This window comes from Streptomyces sp. NPDC004435 (assembly GCF_042873895.1).
In the GTDB taxonomy this organism is placed as follows: Bacteria; Actinomycetota; Actinomycetes; order Streptomycetales; family Streptomycetaceae; genus Streptomyces.
Window position 1 is genome coordinate 223,655 of sequence record NZ_JBIAMB010000003.1, and the last position, 15,569, is coordinate 239,223.

At 70.7% G+C, this 15,569-nt stretch carries 16 protein-coding genes, 2 pseudogenes and 1 riboswitch; of the genes and pseudogenes, 4 read left to right on the top strand and 14 right to left on the bottom strand.

Annotated elements, in window-relative coordinates; translation table 11 throughout:
- Positions 1-131: 131 nt before the first annotated feature.
- Positions 132-263, bottom strand: a complete 132-nt coding sequence (locus ACFYT9_RS06560) for a hypothetical protein (RefSeq protein ID WP_389161346.1) — start codon at positions 261-263, stop codon at positions 132-134.
- A 164-nt stretch (positions 264-427) separates the two neighbouring features.
- Complete coding sequence (locus tag ACFYT9_RS06565) at positions 428-589, bottom strand: hypothetical protein (protein WP_387272170.1); 162 nt, start codon at positions 587-589, stop codon at positions 428-430.
- A gap of 853 nt (positions 590-1,442) precedes the next feature.
- Here ACFYT9_RS06565 and ACFYT9_RS06570 point away from each other — a divergent pair.
- Positions 1,443-2,102 (top strand): hypothetical protein, encoded by a 660-nt coding sequence (locus ACFYT9_RS06570; protein WP_389161348.1) that lies wholly within the window; start codon positions 1,443-1,445, stop codon positions 2,100-2,102.
- Positions 2,103-2,112: 10 nt separating this feature from the next.
- Positions 2,113-2,742 (top strand): hypothetical protein, encoded by a 630-nt coding sequence (locus tag ACFYT9_RS06575; RefSeq protein ID WP_389161350.1) that lies wholly within the window; start codon positions 2,113-2,115, stop codon positions 2,740-2,742.
- A 469-nt stretch (positions 2,743-3,211) separates the two neighbouring features.
- Here the strand turns inward: ACFYT9_RS06575 and ACFYT9_RS06580 are convergent.
- From ACFYT9_RS06580 to ACFYT9_RS06615, 8 genes and pseudogenes are all read right to left on the bottom strand, one after another.
- Positions 3,212-3,310 (bottom strand): annotated as a pseudogene (locus ACFYT9_RS06580) (ATP-binding protein); the annotation flags it as partial.
- A 1,004-nt stretch (positions 3,311-4,314) separates the two neighbouring features.
- A pseudogene (locus tag ACFYT9_RS06585) lies at positions 4,315-4,527 on the bottom strand (transposase); the annotation flags it as partial.
- A gap of 168 nt (positions 4,528-4,695) precedes the next feature.
- Positions 4,696-5,055, bottom strand: coding sequence for a hypothetical protein (locus ACFYT9_RS06590; RefSeq protein WP_387272212.1), 360 nt, complete (start codon positions 5,053-5,055; stop codon positions 4,696-4,698).
- A gap of 167 nt (positions 5,056-5,222) precedes the next feature.
- On the bottom strand, positions 5,223-5,573 hold the full coding sequence (locus ACFYT9_RS06595) for a hypothetical protein (protein ID WP_389161352.1): 351 nt from the start codon (positions 5,571-5,573) through the stop codon (positions 5,223-5,225).
- 449 nt (positions 5,574-6,022) lie between these two features.
- A complete protein-coding gene (locus tag ACFYT9_RS06600) occupies positions 6,023-6,502 on the bottom strand; it encodes a DUF4279 domain-containing protein (protein ID WP_389161353.1) in 480 nt (159 codons plus the stop codon).
- An 86-nt stretch (positions 6,503-6,588) separates the two neighbouring features.
- Positions 6,589-6,891 (bottom strand): hypothetical protein, encoded by a 303-nt coding sequence (locus ACFYT9_RS06605; RefSeq protein ID WP_389161355.1) that lies wholly within the window; start codon positions 6,889-6,891, stop codon positions 6,589-6,591.
- Positions 6,892-7,240: 349 nt separating this feature from the next.
- Positions 7,241-7,564 carry a hypothetical protein gene (locus ACFYT9_RS06610; protein WP_389161357.1) on the bottom strand — a complete coding sequence of 108 codons (324 nt, stop codon included), beginning with the start codon at positions 7,562-7,564 and terminating at the stop codon, positions 7,241-7,243.
- A 512-nt stretch (positions 7,565-8,076) separates the two neighbouring features.
- The gene (locus ACFYT9_RS06615) at positions 8,077-8,319 is read right to left on the bottom strand and encodes a hypothetical protein (RefSeq protein ID WP_389161359.1); all 243 of its coding nucleotides are present in this window, start codon (positions 8,317-8,319) and stop codon (positions 8,077-8,079) included.
- 991 nt (positions 8,320-9,310) lie between these two features.
- Here ACFYT9_RS06615 and ACFYT9_RS06620 point away from each other — a divergent pair.
- Entirely contained in the window at positions 9,311-9,748 is a 438-nt protein-coding gene (locus tag ACFYT9_RS06620) for a phospholipase domain-containing protein (protein WP_389161664.1), read from the top strand.
- 15 nt (positions 9,749-9,763) lie between these two features.
- Here ACFYT9_RS06620 and ACFYT9_RS06625 read toward each other — a convergent pair whose 3' ends face one another.
- Positions 9,764-10,417, bottom strand: a complete 654-nt coding sequence (locus tag ACFYT9_RS06625) for a hypothetical protein (protein ID WP_389161361.1) — start codon at positions 10,415-10,417, stop codon at positions 9,764-9,766.
- 330 nt (positions 10,418-10,747) lie between these two features.
- Positions 10,748-10,933, top strand: a riboswitch (cyclic di-AMP (ydaO/yuaA leader).
- Between the two features lie 4 nt (positions 10,934-10,937).
- Between ACFYT9_RS06625 and ACFYT9_RS06630 the strand changes: the two genes are divergently transcribed.
- On the top strand, positions 10,938-11,840 hold the full coding sequence (locus tag ACFYT9_RS06630) for a transglycosylase SLT domain-containing protein (RefSeq protein WP_389161362.1): 903 nt from the start codon (positions 10,938-10,940) through the stop codon (positions 11,838-11,840).
- Positions 11,841-11,871: 31 nt separating this feature from the next.
- Here ACFYT9_RS06630 and ACFYT9_RS06635 read toward each other — a convergent pair whose 3' ends face one another.
- The 3 genes from ACFYT9_RS06635 to ACFYT9_RS06645 all read right to left on the bottom strand — a co-directional run bounded on the left by ACFYT9_RS06635 (position 11,872) and on the right by ACFYT9_RS06645 (position 15,286).
- Positions 11,872-13,176 carry a phosphoribosyltransferase family protein gene (locus tag ACFYT9_RS06635; protein ID WP_389161364.1) on the bottom strand — a complete coding sequence of 435 codons (1,305 nt, stop codon included), beginning with the start codon at positions 13,174-13,176 and terminating at the stop codon, positions 11,872-11,874.
- Positions 13,177-13,310: 134 nt separating this feature from the next.
- Positions 13,311-14,231: a universal stress protein gene (locus tag ACFYT9_RS06640; RefSeq protein ID WP_389161365.1), complete on the bottom strand. Its 921-nt coding sequence runs from the start codon at positions 14,229-14,231 to the stop codon at positions 13,311-13,313.
- Between the two features lie 290 nt (positions 14,232-14,521).
- Positions 14,522-15,286: an alpha/beta fold hydrolase gene (locus ACFYT9_RS06645; protein WP_387272313.1), complete on the bottom strand. Its 765-nt coding sequence runs from the start codon at positions 15,284-15,286 to the stop codon at positions 14,522-14,524.
- Between the last annotated feature and the right edge of the window lie 283 nt (positions 15,287-15,569).

The window sequence follows — 15,569 nt, forward strand, 5'->3', positions numbered from 1 at the left end:
CGACGACGGCGCCACTGCGCGCGCCGAGGATGTCCAGGGCGAGCAGGCCGACGCCGCGCGGGACCCTCACGGCGTCCACACCGACGGCCCTCGGCTCACACAAGGTCGGACTCGTCGCCAGCAGGCCGGGATCAGCCAAGCTGCGCGAGGGCGGCCCGGACGTCCGAGTAGAGGTCTTCTTCGCCGAAGTGCTCGGGCTGGCTGGCGGCGGCGCGGGCCTCGCGCTGCTCGTAGAGACCGAGACCTCGGTGCTCGGGCAGCACCCCGTGCCATAGTGCAGGCCGTTGCCGGGGACGACGAGTTCGGTGAAGGCGGCGACGAGCCGCAGAGTTCAGCTTGGCCGCCTGTTGACCGACCCTGACCTGACACGTTCTCCGAGACGGTGAAACGCCCCGGCATGCCGGGGCGTCTCGTCCGTGCGTTGATTTCAGCGCAAGCCGTTTGTGTCGTCGAGCTCTTCGCCGGCGGGGAGTGGCTGAAGGTCGTACCCCGGTTCATCGCCGTACATGACCGCGGAAACCGCGCTGTCGTAGGCATCGTCGAGGCCGTTGCCGCTTGCGCCGAGTATGTTCTCCCAGTCAAATCCCATACCTACGAGCCTACCCGTAGTGCGCCTCGGGAGGTTGTGGACGGCTGGGCGGCCTTTCAGTGAAGGATCACAGCCACTCGTTGATCGCCGCGATCAGGACTGTCGTGTCGTAGCGGACAGCGAACTTGTCGTACCGCGTGGCGACAGCACGGTTCCTGTTGAGGCGGTTGATCCACACTCGACAGCGTGGCGCTCGCGGTGGTCGACCGGGTCGAAGCGCGGCGACCGGCCGCCGCGGGAACCGTGCCTTTGACGGTTGCGGGCCTGGTCGGCCTTGTCCGGGATGGTGCAGCGAATCCCGCGGCGGCGCAGGTAGCCGCGGTTCCTGCGGGAGGCGTACGCCTCGTCGGCCCGCACTCGGTCGGGGCGGACGCGTGGCCGTCCCGGACCCCGGTCGGCGGGCCCGGATCCGGGGCTGTTGGTGTCGGAGGGTCCCCACGGGACAGTGAGCAGTGGTACGCCGATACCCTCACGGGTCTGGTGGTGCACGCGGCCGAGATCGACGCCGCCGTGGCCCGGGCGCTGAAGCGAAGCCACGGCGGCGACCCGCACAACGCGGGGCACGCAACGCGGGGCACGCAACGTACCCGTCGCTCGACGAGGACCAACTCCCCCGCGCCACCAGGCTCGCCTCCCTCGGGGGCGTGCGAACACGGTGCAGCGGGCAGAGCTTCGGCGGCTGTGGACATCGCTGAGCCCCCAGGCTCGTGCGGAGTTGTGGACCGGGCACAGGGACGGTCTTCTTGCGGCGGGACTGCTCGCCCCGACCATCAAGAAGGCCGCCCCCGACCGGGGCTCCGGGCCCCACGGTGTCGAAGATCCGGGAGCCGAGGAGCGCAGGACCCGGGAGAAGATGAACCTGATCGCCGAGGCCGCCGACTGGAAGGGTGACAACGACGCCGCGCGGCACATGGCGCACTACCTCGGGAACAGCGGGACGGACATGGAGCTGCCCGTCGACAAAATGATGTCGGACGTGCCCGGCTCCGACGCGCACATCGAGGACGGCATCAGGGAACATCAGGCGGCTTGGCGCGACGACGCTCTCGCGGAGTTCCGGCGCAATGGCGGACAACCCGTCTCGATGCCGGTGGAGACCGGAAACCGGGACTTCTCCTTCGCACAGGACGTCGACAACAACTGGTTTTACGCGGTCGGCTCCATCCGGTCGAACGTGACCGGGGTGGTCACCGTCGTACCGGACGAGAACGGGCAGCCCCAGGTCGGTCTCGACCACCAGGCCAACGCCTGGGACCGCTACAACTGGGACGAGAGCAAAGGCGTGACCACCGATCTCCTATGGGGCGGCGAAATCGGCATTCCGGACGGTCAGATGGCCCGCCTCCACACCACGGGCATCGCCCAGGAGTTCGACATGGCGGGCAGCAGCTCCGTCAAACACTACGATCTGGGCGGACCCGCCCCGAACCAGGGCTCTCTGCCACAGCCGGACCAACCGGGCCGCGAGGGCGACCGGACGGATCCGGGTCGTGGGCAGCAGGAAGCGCGATAGAGGATCACTGATGGACACCTCCCCCCGGCCCGCTGCCGACACCCGGCCCGTGTGCCGCCGTCGTGTGCCGGTCGCAGTCGTCGTCGTTGCGGTTCTCCTCGGCTGCGTCGCCAGCGCGATCGGTGTGGTGTCCTGGGTCGCCGATGACGTGTCGTCGGATCTGACGGACCAGGAAATGACGTGCTGCTGGGAAGAAGGGGCCACGCCCGCCTGGATGAGCGACCAGCTCGGCATCCGCATTCCGGAGGGAGCCTCGGACCGGCGGTCGGGCTACAAAACCGGCCAGCGTTACGACACCGGCCTGCTCGCTTTCGTCCTGCCGAGCGAGGACGCGGAGCGGTACACCGGCAGACTCATCCGGAGCGGCACCGAGATGATCGGGAACGTGCACCCCGAAGAGAAGGGCTACCGGCCCGCCGCCGCCTTTGGTCACCTCGGACTGCCCGAACCCGAGACGCTCGTCCAGGGCCTCCGGAAGGCCGGCCTGTGCCCGGACGACCTTGCGTCCCCGGAGGGCAAATACCTCCAGCGCTGCATCGACCTCTTCGCCCACGAGTTCACACCCGGCACCACGCGGATCTACATCCGGTCGACCATCGAACCGTCCATCACGCCTCCGCCCGCGCGCAGCGCTCCGTAAGCCCGTTGCGCGGGCCTCGCACAAAGGTCGGCGGAACCCCTGCTCTGTACCGCTGCCACCGCCAGGAGCACGGGCGCGGCCAGGACGACGGCGTCTGAGCGCACTGCGGCAGAGTGGGAGCGGGTGCGGCTGGTGCCGCCGAACCCGGCGGGGTCGAGCGCGCGGCCCGGGGTGCGGAGCGACCCGGAGTCCTCGCCGCTCTCGCCGCCGAAGCGTTCGGCCTGTCGGCCTCCCTTGCCACCCAAGCGCCACTTCACCTGATAGTCGACGATGTCGCCGGCCGCGTTCATACGTGGAACCGCTGTCCCATCTCATCGACTATGTCATCACTGATGCCCTTGACCTGCGGGCTGTCAGAGGGCGGTTCGTGAGGTGTCGACCGTTTCCATATGGAGCCGAAGCACGCTGGTTGTCAGGTGGGCAGGCTTCTCGGCACCTGCGGGGCTCGATGTCGGCAGGTCGTTCTTCGTCAGTTCTTGACAGCCTCTGCGATCTGTAGGGCGACCTGGGCGGGCGTCAGGTGTGTGGTGTCGACGACCTCGGCCTCGGCGTGCAGCCACGTGCGGGCCAAGGAGAGAGGCTGGGTGCACCCGGCGTATTTTGTGGTCACGAACCCTCTCGTGCTCGCACTGACGTGGCCGACACGTCGCGGCGGTCTTTTGAGGCGTTGACGGCTGAAGCGGAGAGCAGCTGATCAGCTTCTCAGCAAGATGCGAGTGCGGAGAAGATCGAGCTCAGCCCGGCCGTAGCCGGCGCGTTTGAGTAGCTTGACCCGGGTGACCTGGCCTTCGAACTGGCCGCAGCTCCAGGTATTCGACAGTCCGGCGACGACTGCGTCCCGGTCACGCAGAAGCCCGTCGGCGACTGCTGCAGGGCGGGCAGATCGTGGGTTCTCACCTGGTCGATCCACCCTTCGAGGTCTGCGCCGCGGCGTTCGTGCATGAGCGACCCGAAGCCCCGGACGTGTTCAACCGTCGCGTTGAGTTCGGGGCAGGCTTCTCGGACCTCCATCAAGCCCACGGCCTCATCGGGCAGGTGCTCAGGTCGGGGCATGATCCAGCGCAGGGCCCGCCTTGGCTTCGGCAGCGCCGGGGACGGCGGCGTCGTGATTGTGCCCTGCTTGAGGAGGCAGACGTAGGAATTGACGACGCTCCTGTCGCCCGCGAAGCCCTGCTCGCGTACCTCTCGGTGGAGTTGGCCATCGTTGCGGCAGCCTTGGCGGAACCGCTGGTAGATGTAGGGCTTGAGTCGTCCAGCAGGGTCCGGCGCTGGGTCACCTTCACCAGCAGTTCGTCGACGTTCGCCGTCCGCGCGCATCGGCGAACGGAGTAGCAGTCCCGGTCCAGGTCGCGGCTGATGCCGCGCAGGGAACGGCCTTGGGCGAGGGCTTCGTGAACTGCTCGGTGGCGTTCGCGGATGGTGGCGACGATGCGACGGGGGCGTCCTCGGACATCGAGCATCCCGTCCAGCTCCGTCAGCGGTTGGGCTTTCGCGGGCTGGTGCACGGCGACGTGGGCGGCGCGGATGCAGCCGTAGTGCGTGGCGACAGTCTTCTCCACAGCCTTGGCCAGGCGCGCTCTTCTGCGGCAGGTCGTGCTGTAGGTAAGCCCACTGGCAGCCGGTCCGGCCCTGGTACAGGATCGCGTTCACGATCTCCCGCATCGCGTAGGCGCCCTGGTGGCCTCTGACCGAGCGGTGCCGGTCCTTCCAAGCGGTGATCACCGGCTCGATCAACGCCCACTGCTCGTCCGATAAGTCGCCGGGGCAGGACTTACGTTCGCCCACATCATCACATCAGCAGACAGGTGGCTTCAGGTCAGCGGATTCCGCCCCACATCCACACCATCAGGCGATGACAGAGCCGCTCAAAGAGTCTGAACCGCCCTCTGACAGTGCTGCTGGACGTATGCCATCGACGTTCAACCATTGGTGCCGGACATGAGGAGGCGAGGGCTATGCGCGGTGCCCGGTGGCGAAGCGTACGAAGCCGGCGATACGCGGGTTGAACGTCAGCGTGCACTGCCCGCCGAGGGCCGAACGTACGCCTGCCACAACGTCGGCGTCCGGCGTGCCGAACACCTCGAAGCGTTCCACCTGGCAGTGCTTCATCACCTCTTGGATGTACGGATCCGCCAGCTTCCAGTGGAGGCGGACCGCGTCGGAGTCTTGATAGAGCTGGAAGCTGTGGGCGAGCATCTGCTCCTCGTCCACGAAGGTCTCCACCATCAGCTGAGGACCGTGCTCCTGCGCGAAGGCGACTGCCCTGGCGACGACGTCACGGAAAACCTCCAGGTGTCCCTCTGTGATGCGCATGGTGTTTCGGAAAAGGAGACTCGAGGAGTCGTGAGTGGCCATGACTCGACACTCGCCCCTCAACCACGGTTGAGGTCAAGCGCGGGTCTCCTCAGCACACTCCTCGACCTCGCGGGCTGCGCCGACCGAGTCGGCCGGCCTCAGTCGGTCGACGCTGTACGTGCGCGCTAGCGGTAGCAGGCCCAGCCTTGCGCATGGTTCCGCTCAAGTACCTTGTACGCCCCTCCGCCGTACTGCAGACGACACGCGTGGTCGAGATCCATGCCTCGTACGCGGTAGGTCGCCCAGCCGAAGGGCGCGCCCATCCACATCGAGTCGATGCAACGCCATCCCCTCGCGTGGTTCTCGACCAAGCGGGCGATGCTGGCGTCCCCCGGGTTGACTGTTTTCTGGCAGTAGGCGCTCAGGTTGATGCCGCCGAGGCGGGTGGCCGCTGAGGCCGGCGGTGCCACGACGGTCAGTCCTGTCGTGGCTATGGCCGTGACGGCCGCTGCGCGCAACCAGTGCCGTACACCCATGCGAGCCACTCCTGTCGCCTCGGCGTCCCGCCCCTTTGCGGACCGAGAGCAAGTCTGCCGCGCGCTGGCCGCGACTGGAGACAGAACACCGGATTTGTCCTGCGATTGCCCACGGCGGTTCCCGGACACCACAACGCTGTCCGTTCCCCGGTGAGGTCGGGGCAGGACTGCTAGTCGCGGGGATCGGTCGGCTATGGGGTCCTGGCGAAGCTGCCCCGACCACAGAACTCGTCAAAGGCTCACGAACCGCCTTCTCAGGTCTGAGTGAAACTCACCACCCTGGCGTCGAGCCTTCAGGTGCGGGGCCTGTCTCCGAGGGTTTGGGTGCCTCATCGATCACGGCGAGCGTGTGTGCTCTGAACTGGGGTTTGTCAGTTCTGCTGAGAGGTCGGGGGCGCGATTCTCGTGGCACGTGGCAGTTTCCGGTCGCGTCGGACGTCAGGTCGGGCTCAGTCGCCGTCTTCATACGGGGTCATGTCGTACTCGTCGATATCGAGAGCGGCTCCGGTAGCAGTGAGGAAGTCCAGCACGTCGCGGTCCAGATGCCAGCCGAACAGGTTGGAATCTTCCGGAGTTCCCTGCTGGCGGGGCTGCTGTTCCTGGTCGGTGTCGTTGAAGCAGCGGACGACCTCCAGGACTGCGCCGCCGTGTTCGTGTTCCTCGGCGGCCAGCCGACCGGCGAGTTCGGCGACTCGGGCCGTGTGGGGTCGAAGCCTGTCCAGGACTCGGCCGATCTGCTCGTCGACACGCAAGCCTGGCTCTCGACACACGATCTTCCAGGAGTGGCTCACGGGAACCACCGCGGGTTCCGTGAAACGGCTGCCTCGGACGGACACCTCGTCAGGTTCGATGCCCAGCAGCGCGGTCATCTCCGCCGCGGAGGTGTGCTGGCTGAACAGCGCGAAGTAGACGTACTGACGAAGAGGCATCCGGGGACGTTATCTGCGGGACGGCGGCTGGTCCAGGGAGATTGGCCCGGAGCGAGGCGACAGTTCGGTGGTCATGCCACAGCGGATCAGTTGTCGGAGGTGACGAGTCCGTGACGGGGCAGGTCGGCCGGGAGGTCTTGGACACCGACCGCAAGGCGGCGCGCGGCTTCGGCGTGCAGGTCGTTGAGCTCGTGCCAGTGGGGCGAGGCGAACAGGCCGGTCAGGGCGACGGTTTCGGGGGAGGTGGCGAGTTCGACGCGGTCGTCGGTGGGACGGTGGGGATCTCCGTAGGCGGGCGTCCTCGACGATGGCGTCCAGGCGTCGGGCGGGCGGGGAGTCCAGGGCGATGCAGGGGGCCGTGATGCGTCGGACGAGCCCGTGATTGCCACGACGGGTCATGCAGAGACAGCAGGCGGGGACACCGGCGGGGCTCGACCACTTCTTCGACGGTCAACCGCTCGCGGTGCTGCCCGGGTTCGTGGACTTCGGTCAGAACGGGCATCGCTTGGATCAGCGCCGGGACACTTCGGCTTGTCAGAGCCGCCGGCCGGGGTAGGGCGGCGGGGGTCCGGTAACCGACCCGGTTGTCATCACGCCGGTGGCGGCGGTTCGGGCCGATCAGAAACGAGAGGGGGCCGATGGGCAGGTGATTGGCGTCGGCGAGCCGGTCGAGAGAGGAGCCGATCGCCTCGCGGTGGACTGGCGGCAGCGCGATGGGCAGGAACCGCAGGTGGCTGGTCATACGGTCCTTCGTGCTTCGCGGGTGCGGCGTTGGCGGGCCCATGGGAGGTTCTTCCGTTCGACGCTCTCATCGAGGTCGACGGCTTCCAGACCGGCACGGGTGATCCTCTCGGTGCCATCCAGGATGGCGTCCAGGGCGGCCTCGCGGACCAGGTGGGACAGGCTGCCGATCCTGCCCGCGGTGCGGTCGTGCAGGTAGGGGGCGAATCGCAAGAAGGCGCCCGGGCGGTGGGCGTGCAGCCGCAACGCGTTCTCCAAGGTGGCGACCAGGGCCTGCCAGGCTGCCTGTTCCTGCGGAGTCTTGTGGCGGAAGGGTGTCATTCGCGCCGCGGGTGGCCGGCAGAGAGCGGGCGTGGCGCCAGATGAAGTCTGCGAACGGCGCGGAGACCGAGCCCATCCGGGTCCACGGGACGGTGATCCATCCGCCCGCTCTGCCGTCGCGGACCCAGACGTGGGACAGGTCGTTGGGGTCGTAGTGGACCTCCCGGAGCTCGCCCTTGAGCGGGACGCCGGAGGGCTGGCGGCGATGGGGCCCAACTCGCGGCAGTCGTAGGTGCGGTAGTCCATGACGATCCCGTAGTCGTTGATCTTCCGCCATTCCGCGGGCATCAGTTCGAGGGAGTCATCGCCGGTCAGGCAGACCGGCAGGTGTCCGGCGCGGGTCACCAGCAGCGCGTAGACCTCGTTCGGCGACAGGGCCTTCCTCGGCAGGAATGGACTGCGCAGGCCGTCGTGAGGCCGGCTCTGCCAGCAGGCCATCAACCATTCCTCGCACGGCTTGGACAGTTCCCGCAGAGTCCAGACGGCTTCGACGTCCTGGCCACTGCGTGACGCTAAGGCCGACGTAGCCGGCAACGTGCTGGCAGAACAGGGTGCTGATCGAGGAGAACGTCCGCTCGACGACGCCCTTGCCGGTCGGGGTGGCCGGGCGGGCGGGCTGGACCGCGATTGCCCAGGGTGCGGCAAGCGGCGGTGAAGGTGTCGGAGATGAAAACCTTGCCGTGGTCGATCACGATGGCGTCCGGGACGATGACCGGCTTGGCGGCGGCGTGCTCCAGGCGGGCGTCGATGCTCATCAGCCGTGCGTGCGAGATCAGCGACGCGGACAGCCGCAAGGCCTCCGCCCATCCAGGCCGCATCGGCTCCGGGGCAGGTGGGAGAACAGGACCAGGCTCGCTGCCCCGTGATCATCGACGAGGCGGACCAAGGTCCCCGCCAGCCCGACGGCGGAATGAACCCTGTCGCCGAACCGCGCCCGGTCCCCGACACTCAGCACCCCGCGCGGCAGCCATCCACTCATCGCCCGTACCTCCGCTCGACCAACTTGAGGTCCCCCAGCGGACGGGAGAGGTCCGCTCTCAAAGTCCCAGACCACAGCAGGTGGAAACACCACCGGCAGCGCCTTGATCGGATCCCCGACCATCGCGGCCTGGGCCATCAACGGTGCCGGAACCGCGCGCGCCGCCCTCACCGCGGCCACCAACCCGGCCGCCGCGTACCGCGGATGCCGGTGGCCGGCCATCCACAGCAGATCCACCACCCGGACCGGGTCAAGCTCCCCGACCAGGCGACAGGCCCAACCCACCGCCTCACACACCTGCCGCGTCACCGAGAACGCCACCGCGGAACGCTCGTCGACGCGGTCCACCCGACATGACGGCCCGTCGTCGCCGACCAGTACAACCCCGGGAGGTGGCGCTGCCTCGGTACGACGGAAAGTCACGCACCGGCGGCACGTCGTCGCACCCGATCCTCACCGCATCCCTCAACGGTCGCCGGACCTCTGCCCCGCCCTCCACCCAGGCCACATCGACGCCCGCCACCTCCAGCAAGGCCTCATCGGAATGCGCACGCGTCCTGTCCATGGAACGACCATCACGGGTCTGGTGAGACCTGCCAGGTCAGACTCAATCCACCCTGAAAGGTAAGAACTGGGCATGGCCAACTACACGCGCCGCGCGCGGAGCGTAGTGCGGCGCTCCCGTTGCGTTCCCGAGCTTTCGCGCGATCCAGCCATGATCCTCAAGACTGTGCAGGTCGGGGCCACCAGCACCTAGCAAGCACCGAATCCCGCAACATCGGCCTCGGCTCGGGCTCGGGCTCGGGGAAGTACGACATCTCGATGACGGGCCCCAACCGCTTCCTGCGCCGCTTCATCGGCGACGCCTCCAAGGCCGGCCGGGCGATCGAGGTGGCGGCCCGCTTCGCGGTCGAGCCGGGTTCCGGGAAGACCGCCGTCCGGTTCAGGCTGACCAACACCTCCGGCGGCCCGGTCACCTTCACCATCCGCTCCAACGCCTACCACACGGACGCCCGTGGACCTGCACCGTCACCGCCGGATCCTCGCGCGAGGACTGGTTCGACGCGGTGGCGTACGCGGACGGCTGGTACGACTTCACGGTCCTGGCGGACGTCGACGGCACCTGGTCCCGCCGGCACACCGGCACTCCGGTACACCGACACACCGGCCACATCGAGACCGGCGCGCCCAGCGTGACCGGCTGACGGTCTCTCGCACGCTCACCGTCCGGCCAGGGCCGCGCGCCGGATCGTGGCGTCGACGAGCGCGAGCGCGTCCTCCGCGCTGCGGCCCGGCGCGCGGTTCCAGGGGCCGATGAGTCCGTGCCACCCCTGGGACCGCAGTTCGGTCATGATCCAGGCGCCGGCCTCGTTCATGGTGGACGCGCTGCCGTGACCCAGCCGGTGGGCGGCGAGCATGGCGCCGCAGAGGCACCGGGCGCCGCGTGCGTCGCGCAGCTTGTACGGGGTGTTCTGCCAGCCCCACTCCGTCAGCACCCGGCGCGCGTACGCCAGGTGGACGGACGGGCGCACGTCACGGCGGCCGATCCGCCGCCAGGCGTGCAGCCGGTCCGGGAGTGCGGCCCCGATCCGGCCGGGCAGCGGCCGCTCGGCGGGCGGGGCCGGCGGCAGCGCGCCGAGCGCGTCGGCGACGAGGCGGTCGACGGGGACCGAGAGGAGCCGCCGCCATGCCTCCGGGTCTGGAGCCGGCCGGGCGGGGAGCGGCGCGAGCAGGCGCTCCCAGGCGGCGCTCTCGTAGAGCCGGGCCGCCTCGCGATCGAGGGCGTCGGGGTCGAGGGCGTCGGAGCCGAGCGGCTGCGCGGAGGTGGGCGCCGTGCGGGGCGGGGCGGTACGCGATGAGACAGGAAGCGACATTCCTCCATCATTGATGCCGAATGTCTGATTTGCGACTTATGCGCGAAGTCTCGCGTGTCGCCCACCACTCCCTCTCGGGTGCATTACGCCGCACTATTCCATGAACGGAATAAGGCGCCCTATTCGGGCATTGCACACCCAGTGACGCGACTCACTTTCCGGGTGCCGCAAGCGGGTCCGCACCCCTCACGAGCCGCACGGGGCAAGGGATTCCGGACCGCCCTCCCGCACGGTCGATCTTGAATTCCGCCTCGTCGATCTTTACCCTTCCTTTTCCCTCGCATTCCCGTCTTGTTCCCCACCGTATTTCTCGCCTACGGTCACCTCCATTCGAGCGGATCGCCGAATCCTGCCACCGCCCGAAAGACCTCCCATTTCACCCGACGGCAGGAGCGGGGGACCCACCACACCGCCGGTCCGGCCAGCCGGAGCGGCTCGGGGTGAAGCCGCGTGCGCGCGGCCGGACACCTCCCGTCCGAACCCGACAGCTCACCTCGCAGGCGCCGGAGAGGAAACCGTCATGGCCGCTCACGGCAAGCACCGCCGCCCCCGACGCCGTCCCGTCTCCCGAGGTCTCGCCTTCGCGGGCACCGGCGGAGTCGCTCTGGCCCTGCCCCTGGTCGTGCCCGCCACGGCCGGCGCCGAGCCCGCCGCGCAGGCGGCCGCCCCGGCCGCCTCCGTCGCCGCCCCGGCCGTGCGGGCCGCCGCGGCCGCGCAGGCTCCCGCCGCGCCCGCCGCCACCCGCGCGTACACCGTCGTGAAGGGCGACTCGCTTTCCCTGATCGCCCACCGAAAGGGAATTCAGGGCGGCTGGAAGTCGCTTTACCAGGCGAACAAGACTGCGGTGGGTGACAATCCGTCACTCATTCACCCGGGCCTCGAACTGACGATTCGTCGGGATTCCGCGAAGGCCGCCCCCGCGGCCGAGAAGCCGGTCCGCGAGAGCGCCGCCAAGACCGCCTCGAAGTCCGACGCCAAGCCCGCCTCCGCCGGTTCGGCCGAACGGGCGAGCCGTTCCTCCGCCCGCGCGGCGGCCCCGGCCGTTCAGACCAAGGCCCAGCCGGCCGCCGCCAAGGCCGCGCCCGCCGCCGCCACCCGGTACGCCGACAACCTCGACGGCTGGATCCGCGAGTCGCTGGACGTCATGGCCGGCTACGGCATCCCCGGCTCGTACGACGGCATCCTCCGCAACGTCATGCGCGAGTCCTCCGGCAACCCCCGTGCCGTCAACCTCTGGGACTCGAACGCCGCCAAGGGCACCCCCTCCAAGGGCCTGCTCCAGGTCATCGACCCGACCTTCGCGGCCTACCACGTGCCGGGCACCTCGCTCGACCCGTACGACCCCGTCGCCAACATCACCGCCGCCTGCAACTACGCGGCCGACCGCTACGGCTCCATCGACAACGTCAACGGCCCCTACTGATCCATCCCGCCGCTATTGATCCACCCCGCCGTCACCGATCCACCCCGCCGCCCACCGTCCTGAAGCGGCCGGTGAACCAGGCGGTCGCCAGCGCCGCCACCTCCTCCAGGGCCCCGGGCTCCTCGAAGAGGTGGCCTGCGCCCAGCACGACCTCGACGCGGCTCTCGCAGCGCAGCAGCGCCTCGGCCCGCCGGTTGAGGTCCAGGACCGGTTCGTCGGCCCCGCCGACGATCAGCAGGGTCGGCGCCCGGACGGCGGCCAGGCGCTCCTCCGCGAGGTCGGGCCGACCGCCCCGGGACACCACGGCGGCCACCTCGTCCTCCGGCGCGGCCGCCGCCCACAGGGCCGCCGCCGCGCCCGTGCTCGCACCGAAGTAGCCCCGCGGCAGTGCCTCCGTCTCCGGCCACCCGGCCGCCCAGGCGGAGGCCTGGGCCAGTCGCCCGGCGAGGAGCGGGGTGTCGAAGACCCGCGCCCTGTCGGCCGCCTCGGCCTCGGTGAGCAGGTCGAAGAGGAGCGTCCCGAGCCCGGCCCGGTTCAGGGCGGCGGCCACCGCGCGGTTCCGGGGACTGTGCCGCCCGCTGCCGCTGCCGTGCGCGAAGAGGACCAGCCCGGCGGCCCCGTCGGGCAGCGCCAGGTCGCCCGGCAGCTCCGGGCCCCCGCCCGGGATCCGTACGGCGGTGTGCCGGACCACCGGATCACGCGCCGCCCGGCTCCGGTCGAGCCGGTCCACCACCTCGGCGTCCGGCGTCTGGTCGAACTCCCGGTAGAACTGCCCGACGGCGGCGAACCCCTGAGGGGTGTGCACGGCGACCGTCTCGTCGGCCTCGCCGCCGAGCCTCGCCGTCCAGCCGTACGGTGCCACCGGCACGGCCAGCACGATCCGCGCGGCGCCACCGGCCCGCACCACCCGGCAGGCGGCGAGCGCAGTCGCGCCGGTGGCGAGTCCGTCGTCGACGACCACGACCGTGCGCCCCTCCAGCGGCACCGGCCGCCGGCTGCCCCGGTACGTCCGGGCGCGGTCGGCCAGCACCGCCCGCTCCCGTTCCTCGACCGCCTCCAGGTCACGCGCGCTCACGCGCGCGTCCCGCACGATGTCCTCGTTGACGACCCGCACCCCGCCCTCCCCGATGGCTCCCATGGCGAGCTCGGGCCGGCTCGGCACGCCCAGTTTCCGGACGAGACAGATGTCCAGGGGCGCGTCGAGGAACTCCGCGACCTCGCCCGCCACCGGAACCCCGCCCCGCGGCAGGCCGAGGACGACGACCTCGTGCCCCTTGAAGCGGCCGAGGCGCGCGGCGAGCTGTCGCCCCGCGTCGACGCGGTCGGCGAAGTACATGACGTGCCGCCTTCCCGGTGGGCGCCTCCCCCGGCGGGCCGTCCGGTCCGGCCCGTACCTCCAGGGTCCCACCCGCCGACGTGTCACCGCCGGGCCCGGCGGCAGCCGGCGCAGGGCGCGGGTCCGCCGTCCGGTCAGCCCTTGGCGTTACGGACCACGGCGACGGGGCAGTGGGCGTGGTGGAGCAGGGCGTGGCTCACCGATCCCAGCAGGAGGCCGGCGAATCCGCCGCGCCCACGGGCGCCCATGACGACGAGCTGGGCGTGCGCGGACTCCTCCAGCAGCACCTCGCGGGGCTTGCCGCGCAGCAGCCGGGGCTCCGCCTTCGTCCCCCGGTGGCGTTCGGCGACCCGGGCCAGTGCCGCGTCCAGGACCCGGCCCGCCTCCGCGTGCACCTCCTCGACTCCGTGGAAGAGCGAGGTCAGGTCTCCCGGGCCGGAACGCTCCGTCCACGCGTGGACGGCGACCAGCTCCGCGCCGCGCGCCGACGCCTCCGCGAACGCGAAGTCGACGGCCGCGTCCGAGTCCGGCGAACCGTCCACCGCGAGGACCACCGGCCCGTCCGGCTCCTCCCTGCCGCGCACGACCAGGACGGGGCACCCGGCGTGGGTCGCGAGGTGGACGGCGACCGAACCGACCACGAGACCGCCGAAGGCCCCCGTGCCGCGGCTGCCGACGACCACGAGCTCCGCGCCCCTGGCGCGGGTGGCGAGGACGACGAGCGGTTCGCCCGCGATCAGCTCGCCCGAGACCTCCGTCCCGGGCGCGACCGCCTTGGCCCGGGCCACGGCCGTGTCCAGGACGATCTGCGCCTGCCGTCGCAACCCGCTCTCGGTGGGCCCGTACAGCGACGGCTCCAGTGCCACCCGGAACAGCGGCCAGATGAAGGCGTGCGCCACGACCAGCCGCACCCCGCGCTGACCGGCCTCCCGCGCCGCCGTCTCCACGGCCCCCAGTGCCGACGGCGAGCCGTCGGTCCCGACGAGGACGAACGGACCGCCGCCCGCCCCGGCCTCGGTCTCCGCTGTCGTGGCCCGTTCCTCGCTGCGCCCCATCGCTCGTCCGTCCTTCCGGTGGTGCTCCGCCGATCGCGGGTGCCCTGGTGATCGAGTACACCCGTCGACTGCCCGCCCACCCGGGCGCCACGCGGGCCGGAAGTCCCGCGCGACCCCGCGAAAGGTCCCGAAGGCTTGCGACGCCCCCGGGACGGTCGGCCGACGGCGCCGGGCGGGCACGGCATCAGGCTGACGCGAGGCGGGCACGGATCAAGCTGACGCGAGGCGGGCACGGCCTCCGGCACGGCATCCGGCACGGCCGCACCCGCCGACCCGGTCGGGCCGCGGCGTCAGGCTGCCAGGAACGCCTCGATCGCCGTCGCGAGGTCCTTCGGCGTCTCCTCCGGCGGGTAGTGCCCCGCGTCCGCCAGGACTTCGAGGCGTGCGTTCGGGTACCAGCGCAGCCAGGTCGCTTCCATGGCCTCCGCTCCCAGCGCCGGGTCGTGCGCCCCGACCACCAGCAGCACAGGCGTCGGGTTGTCGCGGACCCTCTCGTGGAAGTCCGGCCCCGACCAGGAGTCCAGGTAGGCGCGGAACGCGGCCGTGGAGGAGCGGTTCACCGAGCGGTCGACGACGGCGTCCAGCCATGGGCCCGGATGCCGGCCTCCGGTGGTGTGGTCGATGATCACCCGCCGCAGCGCAGGGTCGTCGGCGGCCCCGGCGAACAGTCGCCGGCTCTCCTCGTCGAGGGGAAAGCCCGCCGCGGAGACGGGCGAGATCCCCACGATCGAGCGCACCCGGTCGGGCGCCTCCAGCAGCATCAGCTGAGCGGCCTTGCCTCCCATGGAGTGGCCGATGACGGAGAAGGAGTCCCAGCCGAGGTCGTCCGCCACGGCCAGCGCGTCCGCGGCCACCTCCTCCATGGTGAAGGCGCCGTCGTCGTCCCGGGCCTCGCCGTAGCCGCGGCAGTCGAGAAACGCGTAGCTGCCCGCCGACTCGTCGAGGTGGGCGCGGAGCGGGTCGAAGCTGCTGCGGTCGCCGAACCAGTTGTGGAGGACGAGGGCCCTCCCCGGGCCGTCGCCGTGGACGTCGTACGGAAGAACCCGGCCGGTCATACTGCCCCCTGCGTGCGAGGTGGTGATGAGGGTGGTGGTGTCGACCGCGCGCTCGTGACGACGGAGGACGACGACCGAGTGTGACGGCACGGACGCGCCGGGTCAACAGCCCCGGAGGCCATGGGAGCGACGGACGCACGCGCGTGGGGAGCGGACGTGCGCCCTGTACGCACCCCACCGCCGCGACGGACGCACGCGCGCGCGTGGGGAGCGCCCACGCCGAACGCGTCCCCACGCGCGCGTGCCGATGGGCCGCGGAGCCCCACCGGCGGGCGGCCGCCGG